The sequence below is a fragment of the Curtobacterium sp. PhB136 genome (assembly GCF_004346855.1).
Classification (GTDB): domain Bacteria; phylum Actinomycetota; class Actinomycetes; order Actinomycetales; family Microbacteriaceae; genus Curtobacterium.
The window spans coordinates 769,973-792,637 of the sequence record NZ_SMGH01000004.1; the positions used below are offsets into that span (position 1 = coordinate 769,973).

At 70.4% G+C, this 22,665-nt stretch carries 20 protein-coding genes and 1 tRNA gene; 14 read left to right on the forward strand and 7 right to left on the reverse strand.

What is annotated here, in order from left to right:
* Window positions 1-46: 46 nt before the first annotated feature.
* From EDF27_RS03690 to EDF27_RS03705, 4 genes are all read left to right on the forward strand, one after another.
* Window positions 47-364, forward strand: a complete 318-nt coding sequence (locus EDF27_RS03690) for a helix-turn-helix domain-containing protein (protein ID WP_123655051.1) — start codon at window positions 47-49, stop codon at window positions 362-364.
* Window positions 361-1,605, forward strand: coding sequence for a type II toxin-antitoxin system HipA family toxin (locus EDF27_RS03695; RefSeq protein WP_132047358.1), 1,245 nt, complete (start codon window positions 361-363; stop codon window positions 1,603-1,605). The genes EDF27_RS03690 and EDF27_RS03695 overlap by 4 nt, the downstream gene beginning before the upstream one ends.
* Window positions 1,606-1,784: 179 nt before the next feature.
* Window positions 1,785-3,212, forward strand: a complete 1,428-nt coding sequence (locus tag EDF27_RS03700) for an APC family permease (RefSeq protein ID WP_123655049.1) — start codon at window positions 1,785-1,787, stop codon at window positions 3,210-3,212.
* Window positions 3,209-4,591 (forward strand): NAD-dependent succinate-semialdehyde dehydrogenase, encoded by a 1,383-nt coding sequence (locus EDF27_RS03705; RefSeq protein ID WP_132047360.1) that lies wholly within the window; start codon window positions 3,209-3,211, stop codon window positions 4,589-4,591. Before EDF27_RS03700 ends, EDF27_RS03705 begins: the two co-directional genes overlap by 4 nt.
* A 17-nt stretch (window positions 4,592-4,608) precedes the next feature.
* Here the strand turns inward: EDF27_RS03705 and EDF27_RS19565 are convergent, their stop codons facing one another.
* Entirely contained in the window at window positions 4,609-4,767 is a 159-nt protein-coding gene (locus tag EDF27_RS19565; RefSeq protein WP_165931350.1) for a hypothetical protein, read from the reverse strand.
* Between the two features lie 42 nt (window positions 4,768-4,809).
* Window positions 4,810-5,544 (reverse strand): SDR family oxidoreductase, encoded by a 735-nt coding sequence (locus EDF27_RS03710; RefSeq protein ID WP_132047362.1) that lies wholly within the window; start codon window positions 5,542-5,544, stop codon window positions 4,810-4,812.
* Window positions 5,545-5,620: 76 nt separating this feature from the next.
* On the opposite strand from EDF27_RS03710, the gene EDF27_RS03715 reads away from it, so the two are divergent.
* Window positions 5,621-6,193 carry a TetR/AcrR family transcriptional regulator gene (locus EDF27_RS03715; protein WP_123655046.1) on the forward strand — a complete coding sequence of 191 codons (573 nt, stop codon included), beginning with the start codon at window positions 5,621-5,623 and terminating at the stop codon, window positions 6,191-6,193.
* A 57-nt stretch (window positions 6,194-6,250) separates the two neighbouring features.
* Here the strand turns inward: EDF27_RS03715 and EDF27_RS03720 are convergent, their stop codons facing one another.
* Genes EDF27_RS03720 through gabT form a run of 3 tightly spaced genes read right to left on the reverse strand, consistent with a single transcriptional unit; the run spans window position 6,251 to window position 10,481 of the window.
* On the reverse strand, window positions 6,251-7,618 hold the full coding sequence (locus EDF27_RS03720) for an NAD(P)/FAD-dependent oxidoreductase (RefSeq protein WP_132047364.1): 1,368 nt from the start codon (window positions 7,616-7,618) through the stop codon (window positions 6,251-6,253).
* Window positions 7,615-9,120 carry an NAD-dependent succinate-semialdehyde dehydrogenase gene (locus tag EDF27_RS03725; protein ID WP_207909556.1) on the reverse strand — a complete coding sequence of 502 codons (1,506 nt, stop codon included), beginning with the start codon at window positions 9,118-9,120 and terminating at the stop codon, window positions 7,615-7,617. The genes EDF27_RS03720 and EDF27_RS03725 overlap by 4 nt, the downstream gene beginning before the upstream one ends.
* 2 nt (window positions 9,121-9,122) lie before the next feature.
* A complete protein-coding gene (gabT, locus tag EDF27_RS03730) occupies window positions 9,123-10,481 on the reverse strand; it encodes a 4-aminobutyrate--2-oxoglutarate transaminase (protein WP_132047367.1) in 1,359 nt (452 codons plus the stop codon).
* Window positions 10,482-10,573: 92 nt separating this feature from the next.
* On the opposite strand from gabT, the gene EDF27_RS03735 reads away from it, so the two are divergent.
* The 3 genes from EDF27_RS03735 to EDF27_RS20195 are packed head-to-tail and all read left to right on the forward strand — an operon-like array spanning window position 10,574 to window position 13,980.
* Window positions 10,574-12,088: a PucR family transcriptional regulator gene (locus EDF27_RS03735; RefSeq protein WP_132047369.1), complete on the forward strand. Its 1,515-nt coding sequence runs from the start codon at window positions 10,574-10,576 to the stop codon at window positions 12,086-12,088.
* 46 nt (window positions 12,089-12,134) lie between these two features.
* A complete protein-coding gene (locus tag EDF27_RS03740) occupies window positions 12,135-12,746 on the forward strand; it encodes a TetR family transcriptional regulator C-terminal domain-containing protein (RefSeq protein WP_132047371.1) in 612 nt (203 codons plus the stop codon).
* A 43-nt stretch (window positions 12,747-12,789) separates the two neighbouring features.
* Entirely contained in the window at window positions 12,790-13,980 is a 1,191-nt protein-coding gene (locus tag EDF27_RS20195) for a Fic family protein (RefSeq protein WP_132047373.1), read from the forward strand.
* A 6-nt stretch (window positions 13,981-13,986) separates the two neighbouring features.
* On the opposite strand, the gene EDF27_RS03750 is transcribed toward EDF27_RS20195, so the two are convergent.
* Both EDF27_RS03750 and EDF27_RS03755 read right to left on the reverse strand, forming a co-directional pair.
* Window positions 13,987-14,970 (reverse strand): NAD(P)-dependent oxidoreductase, encoded by a 984-nt coding sequence (locus EDF27_RS03750; protein WP_132047375.1) that lies wholly within the window; start codon window positions 14,968-14,970, stop codon window positions 13,987-13,989.
* Between the two features lie 162 nt (window positions 14,971-15,132).
* Window positions 15,133-15,219, reverse strand: a tRNA-Leu gene (locus EDF27_RS03755).
* 86 nt (window positions 15,220-15,305) lie between these two features.
* On the opposite strand from EDF27_RS03755, the gene EDF27_RS03760 reads away from it, so the two are divergent.
* The 6 genes from EDF27_RS03760 to EDF27_RS03785 are packed head-to-tail and all read left to right on the forward strand — an operon-like array spanning window position 15,306 to window position 22,555.
* Window positions 15,306-15,986 (forward strand): DUF3662 and FHA domain-containing protein, encoded by a 681-nt coding sequence (locus EDF27_RS03760; protein ID WP_123655038.1) that lies wholly within the window; start codon window positions 15,306-15,308, stop codon window positions 15,984-15,986.
* Window positions 15,983-16,537 (forward strand): FHA domain-containing protein, encoded by a 555-nt coding sequence (locus EDF27_RS03765; protein ID WP_132047377.1) that lies wholly within the window; start codon window positions 15,983-15,985, stop codon window positions 16,535-16,537. The genes EDF27_RS03760 and EDF27_RS03765 overlap by 4 nt, the downstream gene beginning before the upstream one ends.
* Before the next feature lie 6 nt (window positions 16,538-16,543).
* Window positions 16,544-17,911: a Stp1/IreP family PP2C-type Ser/Thr phosphatase gene (locus EDF27_RS03770; RefSeq protein WP_123655036.1), complete on the forward strand. Its 1,368-nt coding sequence runs from the start codon at window positions 16,544-16,546 to the stop codon at window positions 17,909-17,911.
* A complete protein-coding gene (locus tag EDF27_RS03775; RefSeq protein ID WP_123655035.1) occupies window positions 17,908-19,356 on the forward strand; it encodes an FtsW/RodA/SpoVE family cell cycle protein in 1,449 nt (482 codons plus the stop codon). Before EDF27_RS03770 ends, EDF27_RS03775 begins: the two co-directional genes overlap by 4 nt.
* Window positions 19,353-20,807 carry a penicillin-binding protein 2 gene (locus EDF27_RS03780; RefSeq protein ID WP_123655034.1) on the forward strand — a complete coding sequence of 485 codons (1,455 nt, stop codon included), beginning with the start codon at window positions 19,353-19,355 and terminating at the stop codon, window positions 20,805-20,807. The genes EDF27_RS03775 and EDF27_RS03780 overlap by 4 nt, the downstream gene beginning before the upstream one ends.
* Window positions 20,804-22,555 (forward strand): serine/threonine-protein kinase, encoded by a 1,752-nt coding sequence (locus tag EDF27_RS03785; RefSeq protein ID WP_132047379.1) that lies wholly within the window; start codon window positions 20,804-20,806, stop codon window positions 22,553-22,555. The genes EDF27_RS03780 and EDF27_RS03785 overlap by 4 nt, the downstream gene beginning before the upstream one ends.
* Window positions 22,556-22,665: the final 110 nt, after the last annotated feature.

A 22,665-nucleotide genomic window follows, 5' to 3' on the forward strand; every position in this document is an offset into this window, starting at 1 on the left:
ACGATGGTACTCGTCTTTAATGCCGTTAGTGCGTATTGTGGTCGTCATGGACGAACCGAGGAGCAGCACCGGGCGAGCACTGCCCACAGCGGTCGCGCGGTCCGCTCGGGACATCGGCGCGGACTTCGCAGGCTGGCGCAGGATCCTCGGACTCACGGCCGAGCAGGTCGCGGACCGCGCCGACATCACCCGAGACACCCTCCGGAAGCTCGAGCACGGTGATCCGAGCGTCGGCTTCCACATCGTGCTCCGTGTCGCCCGCGCGCTCGGCATCCTCGACACCCTCACCGAGGCGCTGGATCCGCTGCGCACCGATCTCGGCAGGGCGAGGGCGGACATGCTCCTCCGGAAGCGGATCCGATGACGGGTCGCGACGAGGTCGAAGTGCACATCGAACTCGACGACACCACGGTGTTCGTCGGACGAGCGCAGTTCCAGCGGAGCCGCGGTCGGCTGCAGGGGACGACCTTCCAGTACGAGACCGACTACCTCGCCCGGCCGACGTCGTACGCAGTCGACCCGGCGTTCCGCCTCACGTCCGGCACGCAGTACACGCCCGGACTCCCTGGCGCCTTCAGCGATTCGGCGCCGGATCGCTGGGGGCGCAATCTCATCCAGAAGCAGGAGCGTGCGCGGGCTGGACTGGAATCGCGAGCATCGCGGACGCTTGATGACGTCGACTACCTCCTGCGCGTCAGTGACGCCACACGTCAGGGAGCGCTGCGCTTCCGCACAGAGGCGGGCGGCGCGTTCCTCGACCCCGGTCATGACGTTCCGAAGCTGGTGCACCTCCCCGAGCTGCTCCGTGCCGCGGACGTTGCCAGCGGCGACACCGAGGACTACATGGCGGTGAAGGCCTTGCTGGACGCCGGGACCGGGTCGCTCGGAGGGGCACGTCCCAAGGCGTCCGTGCTCGGCGATGACGGTCGGGCGCTCATCGCGAAGTTCCCGCACCACGCGGACGCCTGGGACGTCATGGCATGGGAAGCCACGGCCCTCGACCTCGCCAGCGCCGCGGGCGTCACGGTGGCGCCGCATCACCTCTCTCGCGTCGACGGACGCCACCTCCTGCTGCTCGAGCGCTTCGACCGCGCGAAGCGTCGTCGGATCGGTTACCTGAGCGCGATGACCGTGCTCGAGCAACGGGATGGGCAGACCTCGGACTACGGAGACATCGTCGAGCGGCTACCCGAGATGAGCAGCCGGCCGAGCAGCGACGCTCGCGAACTGTTCCGCAGGGCGGCCGTCAGCGTCGGCCTCAACAACACCGACGACCACCTCCGGAACCACGGGTTCCTCCGCGATCGCGGCGGGTGGGCGCTCAGCCCTGCCTTCGATCTGAACCCGAATCCCGACACGGCTGCTCGTCAGACGACGATCGTCGGGACGGATCACGGGCGGAGCCAGGCCGAGGGGCTGATCGCGTTCGCCGAGTTGTGCCGACTCTCCCCAACACAGGCGAGAGCGGAGCTCACCGTCATCGTCGGCGCGCTGGACCGTTGGCGCGACGTCGCTGCGGCGAACGGCGTGCGCTCGTCAGATCTGACGCGTTTCGAGCACTCGTTCGTCGAAGGGCTCGCCACGCTCAGGGCCGCCGCGAACTGAATCCTCCAGTGACAACCCTCCGATGACACCTGACGCGGTGTACACCTGGCCCGCCGCAGAAGTACACCGCGTCCACTCCGCCCGACGCTCGCCCGTCGGTAGGGTTCTGCAACCGGTCCACGCGACGACGCACGGACCCCGGCCCCGCGACACCCGTTCGCGCCGAGGAGGGAACTCCCATGGCATCACCCATCGCGGTCGCCGCACCCACGGCACCCGCCCGCGGCGGCTCCCTGAAGCGGAGCCTCGGTCTCTGGGCGATCGTCGGCCTCGGTCTCGGCTACATGACCCCGACCGTGGTGTTCGACACCTTCGGGATCGTGTCCGGCGAGACGAACGGCGCGGTCCCGAGCGCGTACCTGATCGCGCTGGTGATCATGCTCCTGACGGCGGTGAGCTACGGGAAGATGGTCCGCGTCTACCCGGCCGCCGGCTCCGCGTACACGTACGTCCGGGAGTCCATCCACCCGAACGCCGGCTTCATGGTCGGCTGGGCGTCGCTGCTGGACTACCTCCTGCTGCCGATGGTCAACGCGCTCATCATCCGGCTGTACCTCGAGCAGGTCTTCCCCGCGTTGCCGGCCTGGGTGACGGTCGTGGTCTACACGGTCTTCGTGACGACGGTGATCTGCCTGTCGATGCGCGGCACGTCGAACCTCAACATGGTGCTGCTCATCGGGGCGATCCTCGCGATGATCGCGTTCGTGGTGTTCACCGTGATCGAGCTCGTCCACGGTGCCGGGGCGGGGACGATCGCCAGCACGGAGCCGTTCGTGCACGACGGGGTGACGATGTCGGCGCTCCTCACCGGTGCCACCGTCGTGTGCTTCTCGTTCATCGGCTTCGACGCGGTGACGATGTACACGGAAGAGGCGAAGTCGATCCGGATCATGCCGAAGGCGATCCTGATGACCGTGCTCATCGGCGGCCTGATCTTCCTGGTGTCCGCGTACTTCGCGCAGCTCCGCTTCCCGACGAATGCCCCGTTCGGCGAGTTCACCGACGACCCGCTCCCCCAGATCGGCCGGATCGTCGGCGGCCCGGTGTTCCAGGCCGTCCTCGTGGCTGCCGGGTTCGTCGCGGCACTGGCCTCCGGTCTCGCCTCGCACGCGAGCGTCGCCCGCATGCTCCTCGTGATGGGCCGGAACAACGTGCTGCCGAAGCGGGTGTTCGGCTACGTCAGCCCCCGCACCCGGACGCCCATCCCGAACGTGATCATCGTCGGCGCGGTCACGCTGCTCGCGATGACCTTCTCCCTCGACACCATCTCGTCGTACATCAACTTCGGCGCCCTCATCGCGTTCACGTTCGTGAACGCGACGGTCATCGTGCACTTCGCGTACCGGCAGGGACGACGGCACACGGCCCGGGACCGCTTCGCCTACATCGTGCTGCCCGGTGTCGCGATGCTGCTCACCGGTGTTCTCTGGTCACAGCTGCACGCCGACGCCCTCATCGCCGGTGGCGTCTGGGCCGCGATCGGCTTCGTGTACCTGCTGGTGATCACGAAGGGCTTCCGGGTCCAGCCGAAGGGCTTCGACGAGAACCAGCCGGTGACCGGCGTGAACAAGCAGCTGACCGACGAACAGGCACAGGAGCCCCGATGACCGACACGAGCACCGACACCGTCTACGCCGTCACCGACCCGACGACGGGGACCACGCTCGCCACGTTCCCGACGATCACCGACGACGAACTGCGGGCCTCGATCGACACCGCCGACCGCGCGCACCGGGAGCGCACCAGCACCGTGGCCGAGCGCGCCGCGCTGCTGCACCGCGTCGCCGAGCTCTACCGGGAACGACGTGACGAGCTCGCAGCGACGATCGTCCGCGAGATGGCGAAGCCGATCGACCAGGCCGTCGGTGAGATCGACTTCTGCGCCGACATCTACGACTACTACGCCGACCACGCGGCGGGCTTCCTGGCGGACGAGCCCATCACGCTGGCTCCCGGCTCCGACGGCAGCGCCTTCATCCGCAAGGACTCCATCGGTGTGGTGCTCGGCATCATGCCGTGGAACTTCCCGGCCTACCAGATCGCCCGGTTCGCCGGCCCGAACCTGGTCATCGGCAACACCGTCCTGCTGAAGCACGCACCGCAGTGCCCGGAATCGGCGCTGGCGATCGAGCGGATCTTCGCCGACGCGGGCTTCCCCGAGGGCGCGTACACGAACGTGTTCGCCACGAACGACCAGATCGCCGACGTCATCGCCGATCCGCGTGTCCAGGGCGTCTCGCTCACCGGTTCTGCCCGCGCCGGCGCCGCGGTCGCCGAGATCGCCGGGCGCAACCTCACCAAGGTGGTGCTGGAGCTCGGCGGGTCCGACCCGTTCATCCTGCTCTCGACCGACGACCTCGACGCCGTCGTCGAGTCCGCCGTCGCGACCCGCCTCGAGGGCAACGGCCAGGTCTGCAACGCCGCGAAGCGCTTCCTCGTCGCGGACCACCTGTACGACGGGTTCCTGTCGAAGTTCACCGAGGCGATGGCAGCGGTGGCGCCGACGGACCCGACGACGCCGGGAGCGGAACTCGGTCCGCTGTCGTCACCGGCCGCGGCCGACCGACTCGAGGAGCAGCTGACGGCCGCGAAGGAGCAGGGCGCCACGGTCGTGACCGGTGGAGAGCGATCCGGCAACGCCTTCACGCCGACGGTGCTGACGGACGTCTCCCCCGACAACGACGCGTACCGCGAGGAGTTCTTCGGCCCCGTGGCGGCCGTCTACCGCGTCGCCGACGAGGACGACGCGATCCGGCTCGCGAACGACACCCCGTACGGCCTCGGGTCGTACCTGTTCACGACCGATGCCGACCAGGCGCTCCGGGTCGCGGACCGCATCGAAGCGGGCATGGTCTACGTGAACCTCGTCGGCGCGGACAGCCCCGAACTGCCCTTCGGTGGGGTCAAGGCAAGCGGTTTCGGGCGCGAGCTCGGACCGCTGGGCGCCGACGAGTTCGTCAACAAGAAGCTCATCCGCATCGGCTGACCGCCGACGGACGAGGACTACTGCGGGTCGGCCGGCTCGCCGCCGGAGTCGTGGTCGCTGTCCTCGTGCGGGTCCTCGGTGGCGTGCCCGGACGGCGAGCCGTCCGGCAGGTCGGCCGTGCGCTGCTCCTGCTCCTCGGTGGGGTCGCTGGATCCGTTCGGCGTGGTGTCACTCATGCCGCGCACCGTACGCGGACCGGCGTGGAGGCGCGCACAGCGTCAGACCGCGATGCGCCCGCCGTCGACCGGCAGGACCGCGCCGTGCACGAAGGACGCCGCGTCCGTGGCGAGGAACACGATCGCCTCGGCCACCTCGGTCGCCGTCCCCGGACGGCCGGCGGGACCTGCTGCGGCGAGCGCGTCGAGGCTCTCCCCCATCGCGGCGGTGCCCTCGGTCCGGGTCGGGCCGGGGCTCACGGCGTTGACGCGCACGCCCGCGGGTCCGAACTCGGCAGCCCAGGACTTCGTCAGCAGCACGAGCGCCGCCTTGCTCGCGCCGTAGATGCCCATGCCGGCGGCACCGAACTCGGCGACCATCGTCGTCACGTTGACGATCGAACCGTCACCGCGCTCCGCCATGGCCGGCGCGAGGGCCGCGACCAGGAAGTACGGCGCCTTGACGTTCACGTCGAACACGTCGTCGAAGCCCTCCGTCGTGGTCGATGCGGTGGGACCGAACGGGAAGATCCCGGCACTGTTCACGAGGACGTCGACGTGGCCGCCGCCGAGCTCCGATGCGCGTGCGGCGAGCTCCTTCGCGCTCGCCTCGTCGCGGAGGTCGGCTGCCACGAAGTCGGCCGAACCACCGGCGGCACGGATCCCCTGGACGACGGCGTCGCCGCGTTCGGCGTTGCGGCCGGAGACGACGACGTGGAGTCCTCGGGCGGCGAGGAGCTCGGCGGTCGCGCGGCCGATGCCACTCGTGGCGCCGGTGATGAGAGCGGTCTTGGTCATGGTGGATGTCCTGTCTGAACAGATCGGTTCGGTTTGGTGCTGGTAACTGTACCGATCTGTTTGGTATTGTCAAACCATGCCCGAGCAGACCGCACCCCGCACCCGTCGCCGCCCCGCGTACGAGCGTGCGGTCGCCACCGCCGACCGGCTGTTCTACGAACAGGGCATCCACGCGGTGGGCGTCGACCAGATCGCCGCGGCGGCGGACATCTCCAAGGCGAGCCTGTACACGCACTTCCGGACGAAGGACGACCTCGTCGTCGGCTACCTCACGGGGCGCAGCACGGCGTGGCAGGAGCACGTTGCGGCAGAGCTGCCGTCACGCGGCGAGACCGCCCGTGATCGCCTGCTCGCGGTGTTCGACATGCTCGGCGAGTGGTTCGTCCTGCCGGGGTACCACGGGTGCCCGTTCATCAACGCCGAGGCCGAGTACGGCGAGGGTCACCCCACGCACGAGGTGACGCTGGCGCACCGGGACTGGGTACGCCAGCTCTTCGAGGGCCTCCTGACCGAGGCGGGGCACGACGACCCGACGGGCACGGCGCTGCAGCTGTGCCTGCTCTACGACGGCGCGATGGCGAGCGCGCAGGCCGACGCGACACGTCCGTGGGCGGCGGCCGCCAGGTCGGCTGCGGGCCGGCTCGTCTGATCGACGGGAGGCTCGGTGCCAGCTGGCACCGAGCCTCCCGTCCGGATCTGGTGGCGACTAGAGCGTCGCGGGCTGCGGCAGGGCGGCCAGGATCTCCGAAGCGACCTCACGGCCGATCCGGACCGCACCGTCGACGTGCTGGTAGCCGGCACCGGCCAGGTCGCTCGACGCGAAGCGGATCGGACCGACGGCCGCACGCTGGTCGGCCCCGTAGCGTGCCAGACCGCCGAGGTCGAAGCTCGCCGCGTACGCGCCCCGGGTCCACTCCTCCGTGCCCCAGTCGCTCTCGTAGTACACGACGGGGTCCGCGGCCTCCGGACCGTAGTAGTGCACCAGCGACTGCAGGACCCGCGCCTTCCGCTCCTCGGCGCTCAGCGCGAAGACCGCGTCGGCGTGCTCGTCCGAGATGAACCCGACCAGCGTGCCCTGCTCCTTGCCGTGCGAGGTGTTGTCGTACGCCTCGTGCACGAGCTCGTACGGGCTGAACGCGGTGCCCGAGAGCCCGGCGTCCCGCCAGAACGGCCGGTCGTAGACGGCGTGCACCTTGATCACGAAGCCCATCGACAGGTGCTGGTGGAGCTGGTGCTGGCGTCGGGGCAGCGGCGGGTCGTAGGAGATCCGCGTGTAGAGGGGCGGCGGGACCGCGACGAGCGCCTGCCGGGCGTGCACCTCGATGCCGCCGTCGGCGATCGCGACGACGCCCTCGTCCGTCCACCGGAGCGTCCGGACGGGAGCGTTCAGGTGCACGTCGTCGCCGAGCCGCTCGGCGAGACGGAGCGAGACCTGCTGCATCCCGCCGACGACACGCTTGTCGAGGATGAAGTCGGCGTCGACCAGGTTCGTGAAGCTGCCGGCCGAGGCGGCCATGAGCAGCGCCTGCAGTGCCGAGAAGGCGTGCGCGGGTTTGGTGAGCATCGCACCGGCGATGAACAGCTCGACGTTGTCGGTCGCGACGCGGTCCGGGCTCAGGGCGTGCAGCCAGTCGCGGAAACTCGTCTCGTCGAGGAGCTTCGCGTCGGGCGACTCCCACGGCGCTGCGGGGTCCACCCGGGCGACGTACTCGTCGACGACGGACACCAGGCGCTCGATCTCGTTCGCCGTCGCCTCGGGCAGCGGGAAGATGTCGCCGGTGTACTCGGTCCGGGTGCCGTCGGCGTCGATGTAGACGCTGGACCCCTCGCGGTAGCGGTCGTACGTCTCGAGGCCGAGTTCGTCGAGGGTCTCGAGCAGTGCCGTCTGATCGGGCGACACCCACTGTCCGCCGATCTCGAGCGTCACGCCCTCGATGTCGTTCGTCCAGGTGCGGCCGCCGACGCGGTCACGGGCCTCGAGCACGGCGACGGTCTTGCCCTCGGCGACCAGGCGGGTCGCGGCGGTCAGGCCGGTGACGCCGGCGCCGATGATGACGACGTCTCCCTCGATCATCGTGCGTCTCCTGTCGTGGTGCGCTGCCGGAACGGGTCCGGGGTGAGCGTGTACATGGTCTCCAGGTACTCGGAGATGCCCTCGGCGCCGCCCTCGCGGCCCATCCCGGACTGCTTCACACCGCCGAACGGGGCGGAGGCGTTCGAGACGACGCCGGTGTTGAGGCCGAGCATGCCGGTCTCCAGGCGCTCCATCAGGCGCTGCCCGCGAGCGGGGTCCTCCGTGAACGCGTACGCGACCAGACCGTACTCGGTGTCGTTCGCGCGGGTGATCGCCTCGTCGTCGGTGGTGAACGTGCTGATCGCCAGGACCGGGCCGAAGATCTCGTCGGTGAGGATGTCGCTGCCCGGCTGCACGTCGGTGACGACCGTCGGCGCGTAGAACGTGCCCGGGCCCTCGACCGCGTGTCCACCGGTGCGGACGGTGGCACCACGGGCGACCGCGTCGGTGACGAGCCGGTCGGCCTTCGCCACGGCGCGGTCGTCGATGAGCGGGCCGATGGCCACGCCCTCCTCGGTGCCCCGCCCCACGGTCATCGCCTCGACCTCCGCCACGAGCCGGTCGGCGAACGCCTCGGCGACGTCCTCGTGCACGAGGAACCGGTTCGCGGCGGTGCACGCCTGCCCGGTGTTCCGGAACTTCGCGGCGAGCGCCCCGGCCACGGCCTCGTCGAGGTCGGCGTCGGCGAAGACCAGGAAGGGGGCGTTGCCGCCGAGTTCCATGCTGGTGCGGAGCACGTTCGCGGACGCCTGGGCGAGGAGCGTGCGGCCGACGGGCGTGGAGCCGGTGAAGGACAGCTTCCGGAGCCTCGGGTCCGCGATCACCGGCTCGGAGACGGCCGCGGCGTTCGTCGTCGGGACGACGTTCACGACGCCGTCGGGCACGCCGACCTCCCGGAGCAGGTCCACGAAGAGCAGCGTGGTCAGCGGGGTGAGCTCGGCGGGCTTCACGACCACGGTGCAGCCGGCGGCCAGCGCCGGTGCGATCTTCCGGGTCGCCATCGCGAGCGGGAAGTTCCACGGGGTGATCAGGTACGCGGGGCCGACGGGCTTGTGCGAGACGATGGTCCGGCCGGTGCCCTCGGGGTTGGTGCCGTAGGACCCGCCGATGCGGACCGCTTCCTCCGCGAACCAGCGGAGGAACTCGCCGCCGTAGGTGACCTCGCCGTTCGCCTCGGCGAGCGGCTTGCCCATCTCCAGGGTCATCAGGAGCGCGAAGTCGTCGCGGCGTTCCTGCAGCAGGTCGAAGGCGGCTCGGAGGAGCTCCCCGCGCTTCCGGGGCGGGGTGGCCGCCCACGCCGCACGGGCGCGGTCCGCGGCGTCGAGTGCGCGGAGGCCGTCCTCGGCGGTGGCACTCGCCACGGTCGCGATGACCGCGCCGGTGGACGGGTCCTGGACCGTGAACGTGCCGCCGTCGCTCGCGGGGCCCCACGCCCCGTCGATGAACAGCCCATCGGGGACGCGGGCGAGGAGGTCGTGCTCGGTGCTGGTCGTCTCGGTCATCGTCATGATGCTGCCAGCCCCTCGAGCACGATTCCCAGGCCCTCGGCGAGCAGTGCGTCGTCGATGGCGAGCGGCGGGAGGAACCGGACGACGTTGCCGTACGTGCCGGCGGTGAGCGCGATGACGCCGTGCTCGGCGGCGTAGCGGACGACGCGGCCGGTCAGCCCGGGGTCCGGATCGCCGGTCCCCGGATCGACGAGCTCCATCGCGATCATCGCTCCGCGACCGCGGACGTCGCCGATTCGCGGGTCGTGCTCCTGTGCGGCTCGGAGCGCGCCGAGGACGATGCCCTCGATCTCCTGCGCACGCTCGACGAGACCGTCGTGCTCGAACGCGTCGATGGCGGCCAGCGCCGCGGCGCACGCGATCGGGTTGCCGCCGTAGGTGCCGCCGATGCCGCCGACCTGGGGCGAGTCCATGATCTCGGCGCGGCCGGTCACCGCGGACAGCGGGAGCCCGCCGGCGATGCCCTTCGCGGTCGTCACGATGTCCGGGACGACCCCCTCGTGGTCGCTGGCGAACATGGCGCCGGTGCGGGCGAACCCGGTCTGCACCTCGTCGGCGATGAACACCACGTCGTTCGCCTCGGCCCATCCGGCGAGGGCGGACAGGAAGCCGTCCGCGGGGACGACGAAGCCGCCCTCGCCCTGGATCGGCTCCAGCAGGATCGCCGCGGTGTTCTCCGCGCCGACCTGCTTCTCGATCTGGCTGATCGCGCGCTTCGCGGCCTCTGCGCCGGTGAGTCCGTCGCGGTACGGGTACGACATCGGGACGCGGTAGACCTCGGGGGCGAACGGACCGAAGCCGCTCTTGTACGGCTGGTTCTTCGCGGTGAGCGCCAGCGTCAGGTTCGTGCGGCCGTGGTACGCGTGGTCGAACACCACGACGGCCTGCTTCCCGGTGTGGCTCCGCGCGATCTTCACCGCGTTCTCGACGGCCTCGGCACCGGAGTTGAAGAGGGCGGTGCGCTTCTCGTGGTCACCGGGTGTCAGGCGGTTCAGGGCCTCGGCGACGTCGACGTACCCGTCGTAGGCGGCGATGGTGAAGCACGTGTGGGTGAACGCGGCGACCTGGGCGGTGACGGCTGCCACGACGCCGGGGTGGGCGTTCCCGACGGAGGTCACGGCGATCCCGGAACCGAGGTCGATGAGCGAGTTCCCGTCCGCGTCGACGACGACCCCGCCACCGGCTGCGGCGACGGCGATCGGCACGGCGACGCCGACGCCGTTCGGCACCGCGGCGGCCTTCCGGGCCAGCAGCTCCTGGGAGCGCGGGCCGGGGATCGCGGTGACCAGGCGGCGCTCCTGTGGGAGACCCGGTCCGCCGGTGGTGGTGGTGGTTGCGAGCGCGGTGGAGGACATGCGCCGATGGTAGGAGCCTCGGGTCGGTGCAGGTGCTGTCCGCGGTGTACAGCGGACCGTACTCCGCTCGCCACGGCGGATAAGCTCCCCGCATGCCCGCGACGCTGGATTCCCTGCTCTCCCGACGCGACCTGCGGCTCCGTCTCCTCGGTGGCGGACCGACCGACGTGCCGATCTCGTGGCTGCACAGCTCCGACCTGCCGGACCCCACGCCGTTCCTCGCCGCCGGTCAGGCACTCCTGACGACCGGCACCCAGTTCGGCACGGGCACGGCGGTGTCGGAAGAGCGCATCGACGCGTACGTCGCACGCCTCGCCGACCACGGCGTCGTCGCCCTGGGCTTCGGCACCGAGGTCGTCCAGGCCGGCACCCCGGACGCGCTCGTGGACGCATGCCGCGCGCACGGCCTCCCGCTCTTCGAGGTCCCGTACGAGACGTCCTTCATCGCCGTGGCGCAGGCGAACGCCGAGACGGTGGCCCGGGACGCGAACGCCCGGAGCGGGTGGGCCCTCGCCGCACAGCGCGCCATCTCGCTCGCGGCGCTCCGGCCGGACGGACTCGGTGCCACCCTGGCCGAGCTCTCGCGGCAGCTCGACTGCTGGGTCGGCCTGCTCGACGTCTCGGGTCGGCTGGACCGCGAGTTCCCGGCCGACGGGATCCCGGCGGACGAACGCGACCAGCTGCAGGCCGAGGGAGCGCGGCTGCTCCGCGGCGGGCAGCGGGCGAGCCTGCCGGTGAGCACCGCCCACGGGGGCTTCACGCTGCAGACCCTCGGGGCCGGCGGCCACCTGGACGGTGTCCTGGCGATCGCCACCGGCTCGCTCGACCAGGCCGGGCGCGAGGTGGTGACGGCCGTCATCGCCCTCGCCGGCCTCGCGCTCCAGCAGAACCGCGAGCTCGCCCGCGCGCGGGGACTGCTCCGCACCGGGCTCCTGACGATGCTCTCGTTCGGCGATTCCGAGGTGGTCGAGACGACGTCCCGGGAACTCTGGGGGCCGCTGCCGGCCGAACCGATCCGGGTCGCCGCGATCGACGTCGCCGACGACCGGACCGACTCCGTGGTGGACCTGCTCGAACTCTGGGTCCAGGAGACGCCCGGGCAGCTCTTCTTCGCCGTCGACGACGCCCTGTTCCTCTGCGTGAGTGCGAACGACACCACGCCGGTGGAGCGCCTCACCGAGCAGTACGGCCTGCACGCCGGCCTGTCCGACGGCGCGACCTTCACGTCGTTCGCGCGCGCACGGGCCGAGGCGGTGCAGGCGCTCGACCGCAGCCGCGAGGGGCGGGCGGGCATCGTGGAGTTCGGCGACCTCGCCCGGGACGGTGTCCTGGCACACCTCGCCCACACCGGCGCGTCCGAGATCGCCCGCGCCTTCCTCGCACCCCTCACCGACCACGACGCGTCGTCGGGGACCGACCTCACCCGCACCGTCCGCACGTGGCTCGAGCAGAACTGCGAGTACGACCGCACCGCGCAGGCCCTCGGCGTCCACCGACACACCGCGCGCGCCCGCATCGAACACGCGGGCCGCCTGCTCGACCGCGACCTCGGGCTCTTCGCGACCCGGGCGGACGTCTGGGCGGCGTTCGTCGCGCTGCCCGCGTGACCCGCACCCGCTGCGTGATCCACGACCCGCTGCCTAGGCTGACACCGTGCCCCCCTCGCCCCGTCGTCGTCTCAGCGCCGCGGAACGCCTGACGCAGATCGACGCTGCGGCGGTGACCCTCGCCCGCGTCGACGGCCTCGCCGGGGTCACACTCCGCGCGGTCGCCGCGGCGGTCGGGGTCGCACCGTCGCTCGTCGCGCACTACCGCCCGTCGATGGAGTCCCTCGTCGCGGACACGTTCCGGTCGATCGCGACGGCCGAGGTCGCCGAGGTGGCGTCCGTCGTCGGCGTCGAACCGGCACCCGTCGCCCGGCTCGCCGCGCTGCTGCACGCGATCAACGACCCGGAGCGTGACGACGTCGCCGCGGTGTGGTCGGACGCCTGGAGCATCGGCCGCGGCAACCCGGAGCTCGCCGACGCGGCACGGTCCGTGATGGACGACTGGCAGGCGCTCGCGCACTCGGTCGTGGCGGACGGCGTGGCGGACGGCTCGATGCGCACCGACGACCCGGAGCGCGTCGCACTGCTGCTGTTCGCCCTCGTCGACGCGGCGAACGGCTACGCCCTCGTCGACTACCGCTCACGTACCGAACGCGAGGACCTCGTCGTCGCCACCGTCGCCGGCGCCGTCGGCCTCACCTCGGCGCGCCTTCAGTAAAGGATCTGCGCTAACCTTCACCAACGGACGAGGATGGTGCAGGATGGCGGGGACGACCGCGGTCGAGTGGGAAGCGCACACGCTGCCCCGACTCGACAACCCGGACCTGCTCTCCCGTGGCCAGCGCGAGACGCGGAGCACGCCGTACCGAGCCGCTGTCACGCCCGCGATCGCCGGTCTCGACCTCTCCGTCAGCGCACGGTCCCTCGCCGAGGCGACCGATGCCTCCGGAGCGATCACCCGCTTCGACGCGGCGTACGCGCACTTCCCGGCCCCGTTCTCCGCGGTGCTCCTCCGCAGCGAGTCAGCGTCCAGTTCCGAGATCGAGCACCTCACCGCGGGTGCCCGAGCGATCTCGGAAGCCGAGATCGACGAACGGGTCCAGGGGAACGCACCGCAGATCGTCCGGAACGTCCGCGCCGTGGAAGCCGCGATCGCGCTGTCCGACGACATCAGCAACGACACGATCATCGCGATGCACCACGAGCTCCTCGCCGACACCGCGCCGTCGATGGTCGGCCGGTACCGCGACGAGCAGGTCTGGATCGGCGGGCGACTCCCCCACACCGCGGAGTTCGTCCCACCGCACCACGCCAGGGTGCCGGACGCCATGGACGACGTGGTGTCCTTCATCCGCCGCACCGACGTCCCCGTCCTCGTCCAGGCCGCGATCGCGCACGCGCAGTTCGAGACCATCCACCCGTTCCCGGACGGCAACGGCAGGACCGGGCGGGCGCTCGTCCAGGCGATCCTCCGACGTGGTCGCGTGCTGCAGCACCTGACGGTCCCGGTCAGCAGCGGGCTCCTGACCGATCTCGAAGCCTACTTCGCGGCGCTCGACGCCTACCGACGAGGGGACGCGTCCCAGGTCGTCGACGTGGTGGCCGAGGCATCACTCGCGGGACTCCGGAACGCCTCCGTGCTCGCCGACGATCTCCGCCAACTCGAGTCGCGGTGGGACTTCGCGATGCGGGGACTCCGCGCCGACGCCACCGCCCGGCGGATCGCGCGGTTCTCGATCGAACATCCGGTCCTCAACTCGCGGCTCGCGATCGAGCGGATCGGCGCCACCCGTCCCGCGGTGCTGAACGCTCTCGCGCAGCTCGTCGACCTCGGGGTGCTCCGACTCGGCAACTCGAAGCAACGGAACCGCATCTGGATCAACGACGACGTGATCGACGCGCTCGATGCCTTCGCCGACCGCAGCGGTCGCCGGCAGCACCCGCGCCCCTGACCGCCGTCAGAGGCTCAGCGGGCGCGTGCCCTCGAGCTCGCCGTGCTCGACCAACCAGCGGATGGCTTCCTCGACGGTCTCCCCGGCGGTGTGCCGGGGCTCGTACCCGAGCAGCCGGCGCGCCTTCTCGATGCTGAACACCTGGCTGCGGGACAGGTGCTCCCAGCTCGCCTGCGCCGCGTCCTGGTCGGTGGTCTCCCGGAACCGGTCCCACGACACGGACTCCAGCCGGGCCTCCTGCCCGAACCACGACGCCGCGAGCGCCGCGTACCCGCGGACGTTCAGTGCGTCGGCGGCGACCGCCGAGAAGTCCTCGCCGGCTGCGGCATCCCGGTGCTCGACCGCGAGTTGGAACGCCTGCGCGACGTCGTCGGCGTGCACGTGCGCCATCGTCTCGGCGCCGAGCCCCGGGATCGCGAGCGGCTCGCCGGCCGACAGCGTCCGCCACACCGACGGGTCGAGGTTGCCGACCGGACCGATCGGCGCCCACCCCGGTCCGCTGATGTGCCCGGGGTGCAATGACGTCGTGGCGACACCCCCATCGCTGGTTTCCTGCTTGAGCATCCGGGCGATCCGGTCCTTCTCGATGCCGTAGGTGCCGAGCGGTGCCGTCATGGTGTCCTCGGTGATCGGCAGCACCTCGCTCGGTCCCGCACGCCAGATCGACCCGCAGTGGACCAGGTGGACGTCGCTCCCGCGGAGCCGCTCGACGAGTGCCGTCGCGGACTCGAGCGTGAAGCAGACGAGATCGACCACGACGTCGGGGTCCAGGGCCGCGACACGATCCGGGAAGCTGCCGTCGCGGTCCTCCTGCTCGCGGTCGGCGACGACTTGTCGGACCCGTTCCCACTCGGGCGCGTCGGCGTACGCCCGGCGGGATCCGCGGCTGATGTTCACGACGTCGTGTCCGGCGCGGACGAGCCGCGGGACCAGGAACGTGCCGATGTGTCCGGTACCGCCGATGACGACGACGCGCTTGCTGCTGCTCATGCGGCCACCGTAGGCCGGTGCGGATGTGGCGATCCGAGGCGGACTGGAGGCGCGGTGCCAGGCCGACACGGGCCTCCCGTCCGCCGGTTCGTCACGCCAGCCACACCGCGCCGGAAACGACGAAGGCCCCCGATCTCTCGATCGGGGGCCTTCTCATCTGCCTGGTGCGCGAGGGGGGACTTGAACCCCCACGCCGTTTCCAGCACACGGACCTGAACCGTGCGCGTCTACCAATTCCGCCACTCGCGCCAGCCCGAAAACACTACCATGCACAGACTGCCTCAGCTGCCACCTACTACCATGCAGAGGTCAACGACCGAGAACGTGGGAGACCCATGGGCCTACTGGACAGCTTCGAGCGGGGGCTGGAGCGCGCCGTCAACGGTGCGTTCGCGAAGACCTTCCGCTCCGGCGTGCAGCCGGTCGAGATCTCGAGCACGCTCCGACGAGAACTCGACACGAAGGCGGCCGTGGTCTCACGCGACCGCATCCTGGTGCCGAACGAGTTCACCGTGCGCCTGGCGCCACCGGACTTCACGCGCATGAACGACGTCGGTCGACCCCTCATCGACGAACTCACGCAGATGGTGCAGCAGCACGCCGTCGCCCAGAACTACTCGTTCTCCGGACCGGTCACGATCCGCCTGCAGCAGGACGGCACCCTGTCGACCGGGATCCTGCAGGTGGACTCCACCACCGTGCAGCGGGACGTCGCATGGGTCGCCGTGCTCGACATCGGTTCCCAGCGCCACCGACTGCAGCGCGGACGCACCGTGATCGGGCGTGGAACGGACGCCGACATCACCGTCGCGGACACCGGGACGAGCCGGAAGCACGTCGAGATCGTGTGGGACGGCAAGCACGCGCAGGCCAACGACCTGGGGTCCACGAACGGCTCGAAGCTGAACGGTGAGCGCTTCCAGCAGGCGATCGTGGAGCCGGACTCCACCATCGAGATCGGTCGTACCCGTATGGTGTTCCGGGTGATCCCGGAGAACGACGGAGGTGCGCGATGACCACAGGACTGACACTGCTCGTCCTGCGCTTCGCGTTCCTCGCGGTGCTGTGGCTGTTCGTCTTCGTGATCGTGTTCGCACTCCGGAGCGACCTGTTCGGCCAGCGGGTGCGCACCATCCCCACCGATCCGAAGGGTGCGCCGTCGGGTCCGACGACCCCCACGATCCCCGCAGCCGGTGCACCAGCAGGCGGTGGCGGGGCCTTCACCGACATCATCAGTCAGAGCCCGTCCGCGGGTGCGCACCAGCCCTCCGGCGACGTCGCCACCCGTCTCGTGATCACCGAGGGCGCCCGCGAGGGCATGGAGATGCCACTCGGTCGCGGCCCGATCACGGTCGGCCGCTCCAGCGAGAGCAACGTCGTCATCCGTGACGACTACACGTCGACCCACCACGCCCGTCTGGAACTCCAGCAGTCGGGATGGGTCGTCATCGACCTCGAGTCAACGAACGGCACGTTCGTCAACGGTCAGAAGGTGACCGCCCCCGTGACCGTCGCAGAGCGGACGCCGATCACGATCGGGACCACGACGTTCGAGCTGCGGCGGTAACCCCGGATGACGGCTCGCACGCTGAGCGCCGCTGTGTCCCACGTGGGGCGCATCCGCGCGAACAACCAGGACTCCGGCTACGCCGGGGCGCACCTGTTCGCGGTCGCGGACGGCATGGGCGGCCACGCCGGCGGCGACGTCGCCTCGGCGATCGCGATCCGTCGCATCCGCGAAGTCGACCGCGAGTTCCCGTCGGCCCACGACGCCGAGTTCGCGCTGCAGTCCGCCCTCATCGCCGCGAACCAGCTCATCACCGAGACGGTGTTCGAGCACCAGGAGCTCACCGGGATGGGCACCACCGTCAGCGCGATGATCCGCGTCGGCGACCAGCTCGCGATCGCGCACATCGGCGACTCCCGCATCTACCGCTTCCGCGACGGCGAGCTGCAGCAGATCACCTCGGACCACACCTTCGTGCAACGGCTCGTGGACAGCGGCCGCATCACCCCGGAAGAAGCCGCGGTGCACCCGCGCCGCTCCGTGCTGATGCGCGTGCTCGGCGACGTCGACGCGGCACCGGAGGTCGACACCGCGATCATGGACATCAAGCCGGGCGACCGCTGGTTGCTCTGCTCGGACGGTCTGTCGTCGTACCTGGCCGAGGAACGCATCCGGCACGCGCTCGCGTCGAACATGGACGCGAACCAGGTCACGCAGCGGCTCGTCAAGGAGACACTCGACCACGGCGCGCCCGACAACGTGACGGTCGTCGCGATGGACGTCACCGACGCGTCCCCGACCGAGGACGACGACGACGCGGCCACCACGGTCGGTTCGGCCGCAGCGCCCCTCACCTTCGAGGCGTCGACCGGTCGCAAGCCGATCCGCCTCCCCACGATCCTGCTGCACCCGCTCAAGGTCACCACCGCTCCCGAGGACTCGCACTTCGAGCCGGAGAGTGACCAGTACTTCGCGGAGCTCATCGCCGAGGACCGGCGACGCCGGGTGCGCCGCCGGATCAGCTGGACGATCGCGCTCGTGCTCGCGGTCGCCGCCCTCGTGGGTGCGGTGTTCCTCGGCTGGCGCATCGTCCAGGACCACTACTACGTCGGCTCCGACCGCGGTCAGGTCGCGATCTACAAGGGCGTCCAGCAGCAGATCGGCCCGATCCAGCTCTCCGACGTGTACGAGGACTCCGGCATCGAGGTGTCCGACCTGCCCGAGTACACGCGGGAGAACGTGCGCTCGACGATCAACGCCGCCTCGCTCTCCGACGCGCGGGACATCGTCGACCGGCTCCGGACGGCGGCCGAGACCGGCCAGGACCAGAGCGGCACGGGCGGTGACGGCGGCGCGTCCTCGTCACCGACGCCCACGTCCACCCGCTCGGGCACGCCGACGCCGTCCTCCTCGCCGACCGGCGGTGGCCGATGACCACGACGGCACAGCAGTCCTTCACCCAGGCGATCACGATCAAGCTCCGGGAACCCGCGCGCGCCCGGAACCTCGAACTGTTCCTGCTCGTCATCGCGTGCGGCATCTGCGCCGGCGCGATGGTCCTCGTGCAGCTCGGCACCAAGGGCGAGATCTTCGACACGTCGGTGCTCTGGGTCGGCTCGACGATCCTCGGTCTGGCGCTCGTCATGCACGTCGTGCTGCGGATCGTGGCGAAGAACGCCGACCCGTTCGTCCTGCCGGTGTCCCTCGTGCTCAACGGCATCGGGATCGCGGAGATCTACCGCATCGACGTCCACAACGGCCTCTCCGGGTGGGACGCGATCGGCGTGAAGCAGATCGTCTGGACGCTCCTGGCGATGGTGTTCGCGATCCTGACCGTCATCCTCGTGAAGAACCACCGGTTCCTGCAGCGCTACCGGTACATCTTCATGTTCCTGACCATCGTGCTGCTGCTCCTGCCGATGCTGCCGGGCATCGGCCTGAACGTCGGCGGCGCCCGCGTCTGGATCAAGCTCGGCCCGTTCTCGTTCCAGCCCGGTGAGCTCGCGAAGATCACGATGGCGCTGTTCTTCGCCGGCTACCTCGTGACCGCCAGGGACAGCCTGTCGATCGTCGGCAAGAAGTTCCTCGGGATGACCTTCCCGCGCGCCCGTGACCTCGGTCCGATCCTCATCGTGTGGGGCGTCGCGATGAGCGTGCTGGTGTTCCAGCGCGACCTCGGCACGGCGCTGCTGTACTTCGGCCTGTTCCTCGTGATGATCTACGTCGCGACCGCCCGCCTCAGCTGGGTCCTCATCGGGCTCGTGCTGTTCGTCGGCGGTGCGCTCGTCGCGGCGAGCTCGCTCGAGTACGTGCACGGCCGCTTCGAGCAGTGGCTCAACCCGTTCGCGAACTCCACGTACTACGCCGACACGCAGGCGAGCTACCAGCTCGTGAACGGCCTCTTCGGCTTCGCCAACGGTGGGATCACCGGCACCGGTCTCGGCCAGGGACGCCCGTACATCACCCCGGTCGCGAACGCGGACTACATCATCTCGTCCCTCGGTGAGGAACTGGGCCTGATCGGCGTCTTCGCGATCCTGGCGCTCTTCATCGTGCTGGTCTCCCGCGGCATCCGGGTCGGCTTCATGGCGCAGGACGACTTCGGCAAGCTGCTCGGGATCGGCTTCGGCTTCACGATCGCCCTGCAGGTCTTCGTCGTCGTCGGCGGCATCACCCGGATCATCCCGGTGACCGGCCTGACGACCCCGTTCATGGCCGCGGGTGGTTCCTCCCTGGTGGCGAACTGGATCATCGCGGCGATGCTGCTGCGGCTGACCGACTCCATCCCCGCGGAACAGCGTGTCCTCTCCGAGCGCGGTGGCCCGAGTGCCGCCGACCGGAAGGCCGCCCGTGGGCGGACCAGGAAGGAGCGTCGATGAAACGGCAGCTCCGCGGCGTCTCCACGATCGTCGTGCTCATGTTCGTCGCGCTCTTCGTGTCGACGACCTCGATCCAGTTCTTCTCCGCCGACGCGCTCCGCGCCGACCCGCGGAACTCCCGCACGATCCTCGACAGCTACTCGAACAAGCGCGGTGCCATCCTGGTGAACGGCACCCCGATCGCCGAGTCCACCGCCGTCGACGACCAGTACAAGTACCAGCGCAAGTACGCGAACGGCGACCTGTACTCCGCGGTCACCGGCTACTTCACGATCGGCCAGGGCAACTCGGGCATCGAGAGCTCGGAGAACACGGTGCTGTCCGGCAACTCGGACGACTCGTTCTTCCAGAACCTCAACTCGATCCTGACCGGCCAGGACGTCCAGGGCGACAACGTCAACCTGACGATCGACCCCGACGTGCAGCAGGCCGCGTACGACGCCCTCGGATCGAACACCGGCGCCGTCGTCGCGATCGCGCCGAAGACGGGCAAGATCCTGGCAATGGTGTCGAAGCCGGGCTACGACCCGAACTCGCTGACCTCGCACGACACCACCGACGTCATCGCGCAGTACAAGGCGCTCGAGTCGGACGCGTCGAAGCCGCTGCAGAACCGTGCCATCGGCGGTGACCTGTACACGCCGGGGTCCGTCTTCAAGCTCGTCGTCGCCTCGGCCGCGCTCGAGAGCGGCGACTGGAACCTCGACTCGACGCTGCCGAACCCCTCGACCCTGCGCCTGCCCGGCACGAGCACGAACATCAACAATGCCGAGGGCGGCAGCTGCGGCGGTGGCGACGAGGTCAAGCTCCGCGTGGCGATCCAGAACTCCTGCAACATCCCGTTCGCGGAGCTCGGACAGAAGCTCGGGTACGACACGATCAAGCGGATGGCCGACAAGTACGGCTTCGGCGATGCGATCGAGGTGCCGATGAAGGCCACCCCGAGCCAGTACCCGGCCGTCGACTCGACCGCGCAGCTCATGCTGAGCTCGTTCGGCCAGGCCAGTGTCCGCGTCTCCCCGCTGCAGATCGCGATGATCTCGGCCGGGATCGCGAACGGCGGCAAGGTCATGCAGCCCTCGCTCATCGACTCGATCACCACGAGCGACCTGAAGACGGTGGAGTCCTTCTCCCCGAAGCAGTACAGCGACCCGATCTCGTCCGACGACGCCGACGACCTGACCGAGGCGATGCAGAGCGTCGTCAACGCGGGGACCGGCACCAATGCGAAGATCGACGGGGTCGACGTCGCAGGGAAGACGGGAACGGCCGAGAACGGCACGGGCGATCCCTACACGCTCTGGTTCACCGGGTTCGCGCCCGCGAAGGACCCGGAGGTCGCGGTGGCGGTCGTCGTCGGGAACGGCGGCGGACTCGGACAGTCCGGTGTCGGCAACACGGTCGCGGCCCCGGTCGCGAAGAAAGTCATGGAGGCGGTGCTGAACAAATGAGACCCACCAGCGGACTCACCTTCGGTGGGCGGTACCAACTCTCGTCCCGGGTCGCCATCGGCGGCATGGGAGAGGTGTGGCAGGCCACCGACCTCGTCATCGGTCGCACGGTCGCCCTGAAGATCCTCAAGGACGAGTACCTCGGCGACCCCGGGTTCCTCGAGCGCTTCCGCGCCGAGGCCCGCCACGCCGCGCTCGTCAACCACGAGGGCATCGCGAACGTCTTCGACTACGGCGAGGAAGACGGCAGCGCCTACCTCGTGATGGAGCTCGTCCCCGGCGAAGCCCTCTCGACGATGATCGAGCGCGAGCACACCCTGCCGGTCGACAAGGTCCTCGACATCGTCGCGCAGACCGCCAACGCCCTGCAGGCCGCGCACGCCGTCGGCCTGGTCCACCGTGACATCAAGCCGGGCAACCTGCTGATCACGCCGGACGGCCGCGTCAAGATCACCGACTTCGGCATCGCCCGGATCGCCGACCAGGTCCCGCTCACCGCGACCGGCCAGGTCATGGGCACCGTGCAGTACCTCTCGCCGGAGCAGGCGAGCGGGCACCCGGCGTCGCCGTCGACGGACATCTACTCGCTCGGCATCGTCGCGTACGAGTGCCTGGCCGGACGCCGTCCGTTCACCGGTGAGTCGCAGGTCGCGATCGCCATGGCGCACATCAACGAGCAGCCGCCGGCACTCCCGGGCGACATCCCGGAGCCCGTCGCGGCCCTCGTGATGTCCTGCATCGCGAAGAAGCCCGCCGACCGACCGGCCACCGCGGCGAACCTGGCCCGTGCGGCGCAGGCGCTCCGTCGTGGTGACGTCGCCGCGGCGACCGTGGCCGTCCCCGCACTCGGCGGCGCCGGGACCGTGGCGTTCAACCCGCCACAGGGCAACGACGCCGCCACGGCCCTCATCGGCACCCAGGCCGGTGGCACGGTCGGTGGAGCAGGCGTCGGCGGACCGGGTACCCCGGGTTCGCCGTCCGGTGACGACGACGAGACCCCGAAGAAGAAGCGCGCCTGGATCTGGTGGGTGGTCGCGGCGGCCGTCGTGCTCATCGCCGGTGGCGTGATCGCCGCCTTCGCGTTCACGAACGACAACGACGACCCGAAGCCGTCGGCGAGCTCGAGCCAGAGCTCGACGCCCCGGCAGACCCGTTCGCAGACCCCGTCCGCCACGCCGACCCAGACGACGCGGATCACGGTCAACCAGAGCGACTACGTGGGCAAGAACGCCGAGCAGGCGAAGGCCGAGCTCGATGCGCTCGGGTTCCAGACGAGCATCGCGGACGGCGACGCCGCCCCGAGCTCGGACAAGCAGGGCACCGTGCAGTCGATCAGCCCGACCGGCAGCCTGCCCGTCGGCACCGCGATCGTGCTCCGCGCCTACACCGCGCAGCCCACGCTGGAGACCCCGGCATCGCCCACGGCCGGCACGGTGTCCGACAGCGGGCAGGTCACGTTCTCGTGGAGCGCCTACACGCAGTGCCCCGCCGGCTACGAGCTGACCGGGTACACGTACACGATCACGAACGGCACCGACTCGTCCGGCAACAGCTCCGGTGCGACGCGCGGCACGGCCGTCCAGGTGACCGCCGCCCAGCCGGGTGACGTCAGCCTCAGCTACGTCGTGAACTGCGGTGACCTGCAGTCCGCGTCCTCGGACACGGCCTCGGGCACGTACGCGCAGCAGCCCACCTCGACCCCGACCGCCGACCCCACGGTCGGCACCGACTCGGGCTCAGGGGACTAGTCACGACCGGGCCGCGCGGCCGTCCACACCGTTCCGGTAACGGTTCGTCCGGGTGGCCCGCGGCCAGCGTCTCACCAGGGTGCGCTGTCGTACACTTGCCCCCGACGGAC

Excerpts from the sequence above, each read along its gene's own strand:
- EDF27_RS03715 (WP_123655046.1), top strand. The coding sequence starts at position 5,621 with ATGCCCGAGCAGACCGCACCCCGCACCCGTCGCCGCCCCGCGTACGAG.
- EDF27_RS19565 (WP_165931350.1), bottom strand. The coding sequence starts at position 4,767 with ATGAGTGACACCACGCCGAACGGATCCAGCGACCCCACCGAGGAGCAG.
- EDF27_RS03720 (WP_132047364.1), bottom strand. The coding sequence starts at position 7,618 with ATGATCGAGGGAGACGTCGTCATCATCGGCGCCGGCGTCACCGGCCTG.
- EDF27_RS03780 (WP_123655034.1), top strand. The coding sequence starts at position 19,353 with ATGAAACGGCAGCTCCGCGGCGTCTCCACGATCGTCGTGCTCATGTTC.
- EDF27_RS03735 (WP_132047369.1), top strand. The coding sequence starts at position 10,574 with ATGCCCGCGACGCTGGATTCCCTGCTCTCCCGACGCGACCTGCGGCTC.
- gabT (WP_132047367.1), bottom strand. The coding sequence starts at position 10,481 with ATGTCCTCCACCGCGCTCGCAACCACCACCACCACCGGCGGACCGGGT.
- EDF27_RS03695 (WP_132047358.1), top strand. The coding sequence starts at position 361 with ATGACGGGTCGCGACGAGGTCGAAGTGCACATCGAACTCGACGACACC.
- EDF27_RS03750 (WP_132047375.1), bottom strand. The coding sequence starts at position 14,970 with ATGAGCAGCAGCAAGCGCGTCGTCGTCATCGGCGGTACCGGACACATC.
- EDF27_RS03700 (WP_123655049.1), top strand. The coding sequence starts at position 1,785 with ATGGCATCACCCATCGCGGTCGCCGCACCCACGGCACCCGCCCGCGGC.
- EDF27_RS03775 (WP_123655035.1), top strand. The coding sequence starts at position 17,908 with ATGACCACGACGGCACAGCAGTCCTTCACCCAGGCGATCACGATCAAG.
- EDF27_RS03710 (WP_132047362.1), bottom strand. The coding sequence starts at position 5,544 with ATGACCAAGACCGCTCTCATCACCGGCGCCACGAGTGGCATCGGCCGC.
- EDF27_RS03705 (WP_132047360.1), top strand. The coding sequence starts at position 3,209 with ATGACCGACACGAGCACCGACACCGTCTACGCCGTCACCGACCCGACG.
- EDF27_RS20195 (WP_132047373.1), top strand. The coding sequence starts at position 12,790 with ATGGCGGGGACGACCGCGGTCGAGTGGGAAGCGCACACGCTGCCCCGA.
- EDF27_RS03690 (WP_123655051.1), top strand. The coding sequence starts at position 47 with ATGGACGAACCGAGGAGCAGCACCGGGCGAGCACTGCCCACAGCGGTC.
- EDF27_RS03785 (WP_132047379.1), top strand. The coding sequence starts at position 20,804 with ATGAGACCCACCAGCGGACTCACCTTCGGTGGGCGGTACCAACTCTCG.
- EDF27_RS03765 (WP_132047377.1), top strand. The coding sequence starts at position 15,983 with ATGACCACAGGACTGACACTGCTCGTCCTGCGCTTCGCGTTCCTCGCG.
- EDF27_RS03760 (WP_123655038.1), top strand. The coding sequence starts at position 15,306 with ATGGGCCTACTGGACAGCTTCGAGCGGGGGCTGGAGCGCGCCGTCAAC.
- EDF27_RS03725 (WP_207909556.1), bottom strand. The coding sequence starts at position 9,120 with ATGACCGAGACGACCAGCACCGAGCACGACCTCCTCGCCCGCGTCCCC.
- EDF27_RS03770 (WP_123655036.1), top strand. The coding sequence starts at position 16,544 with ATGACGGCTCGCACGCTGAGCGCCGCTGTGTCCCACGTGGGGCGCATC.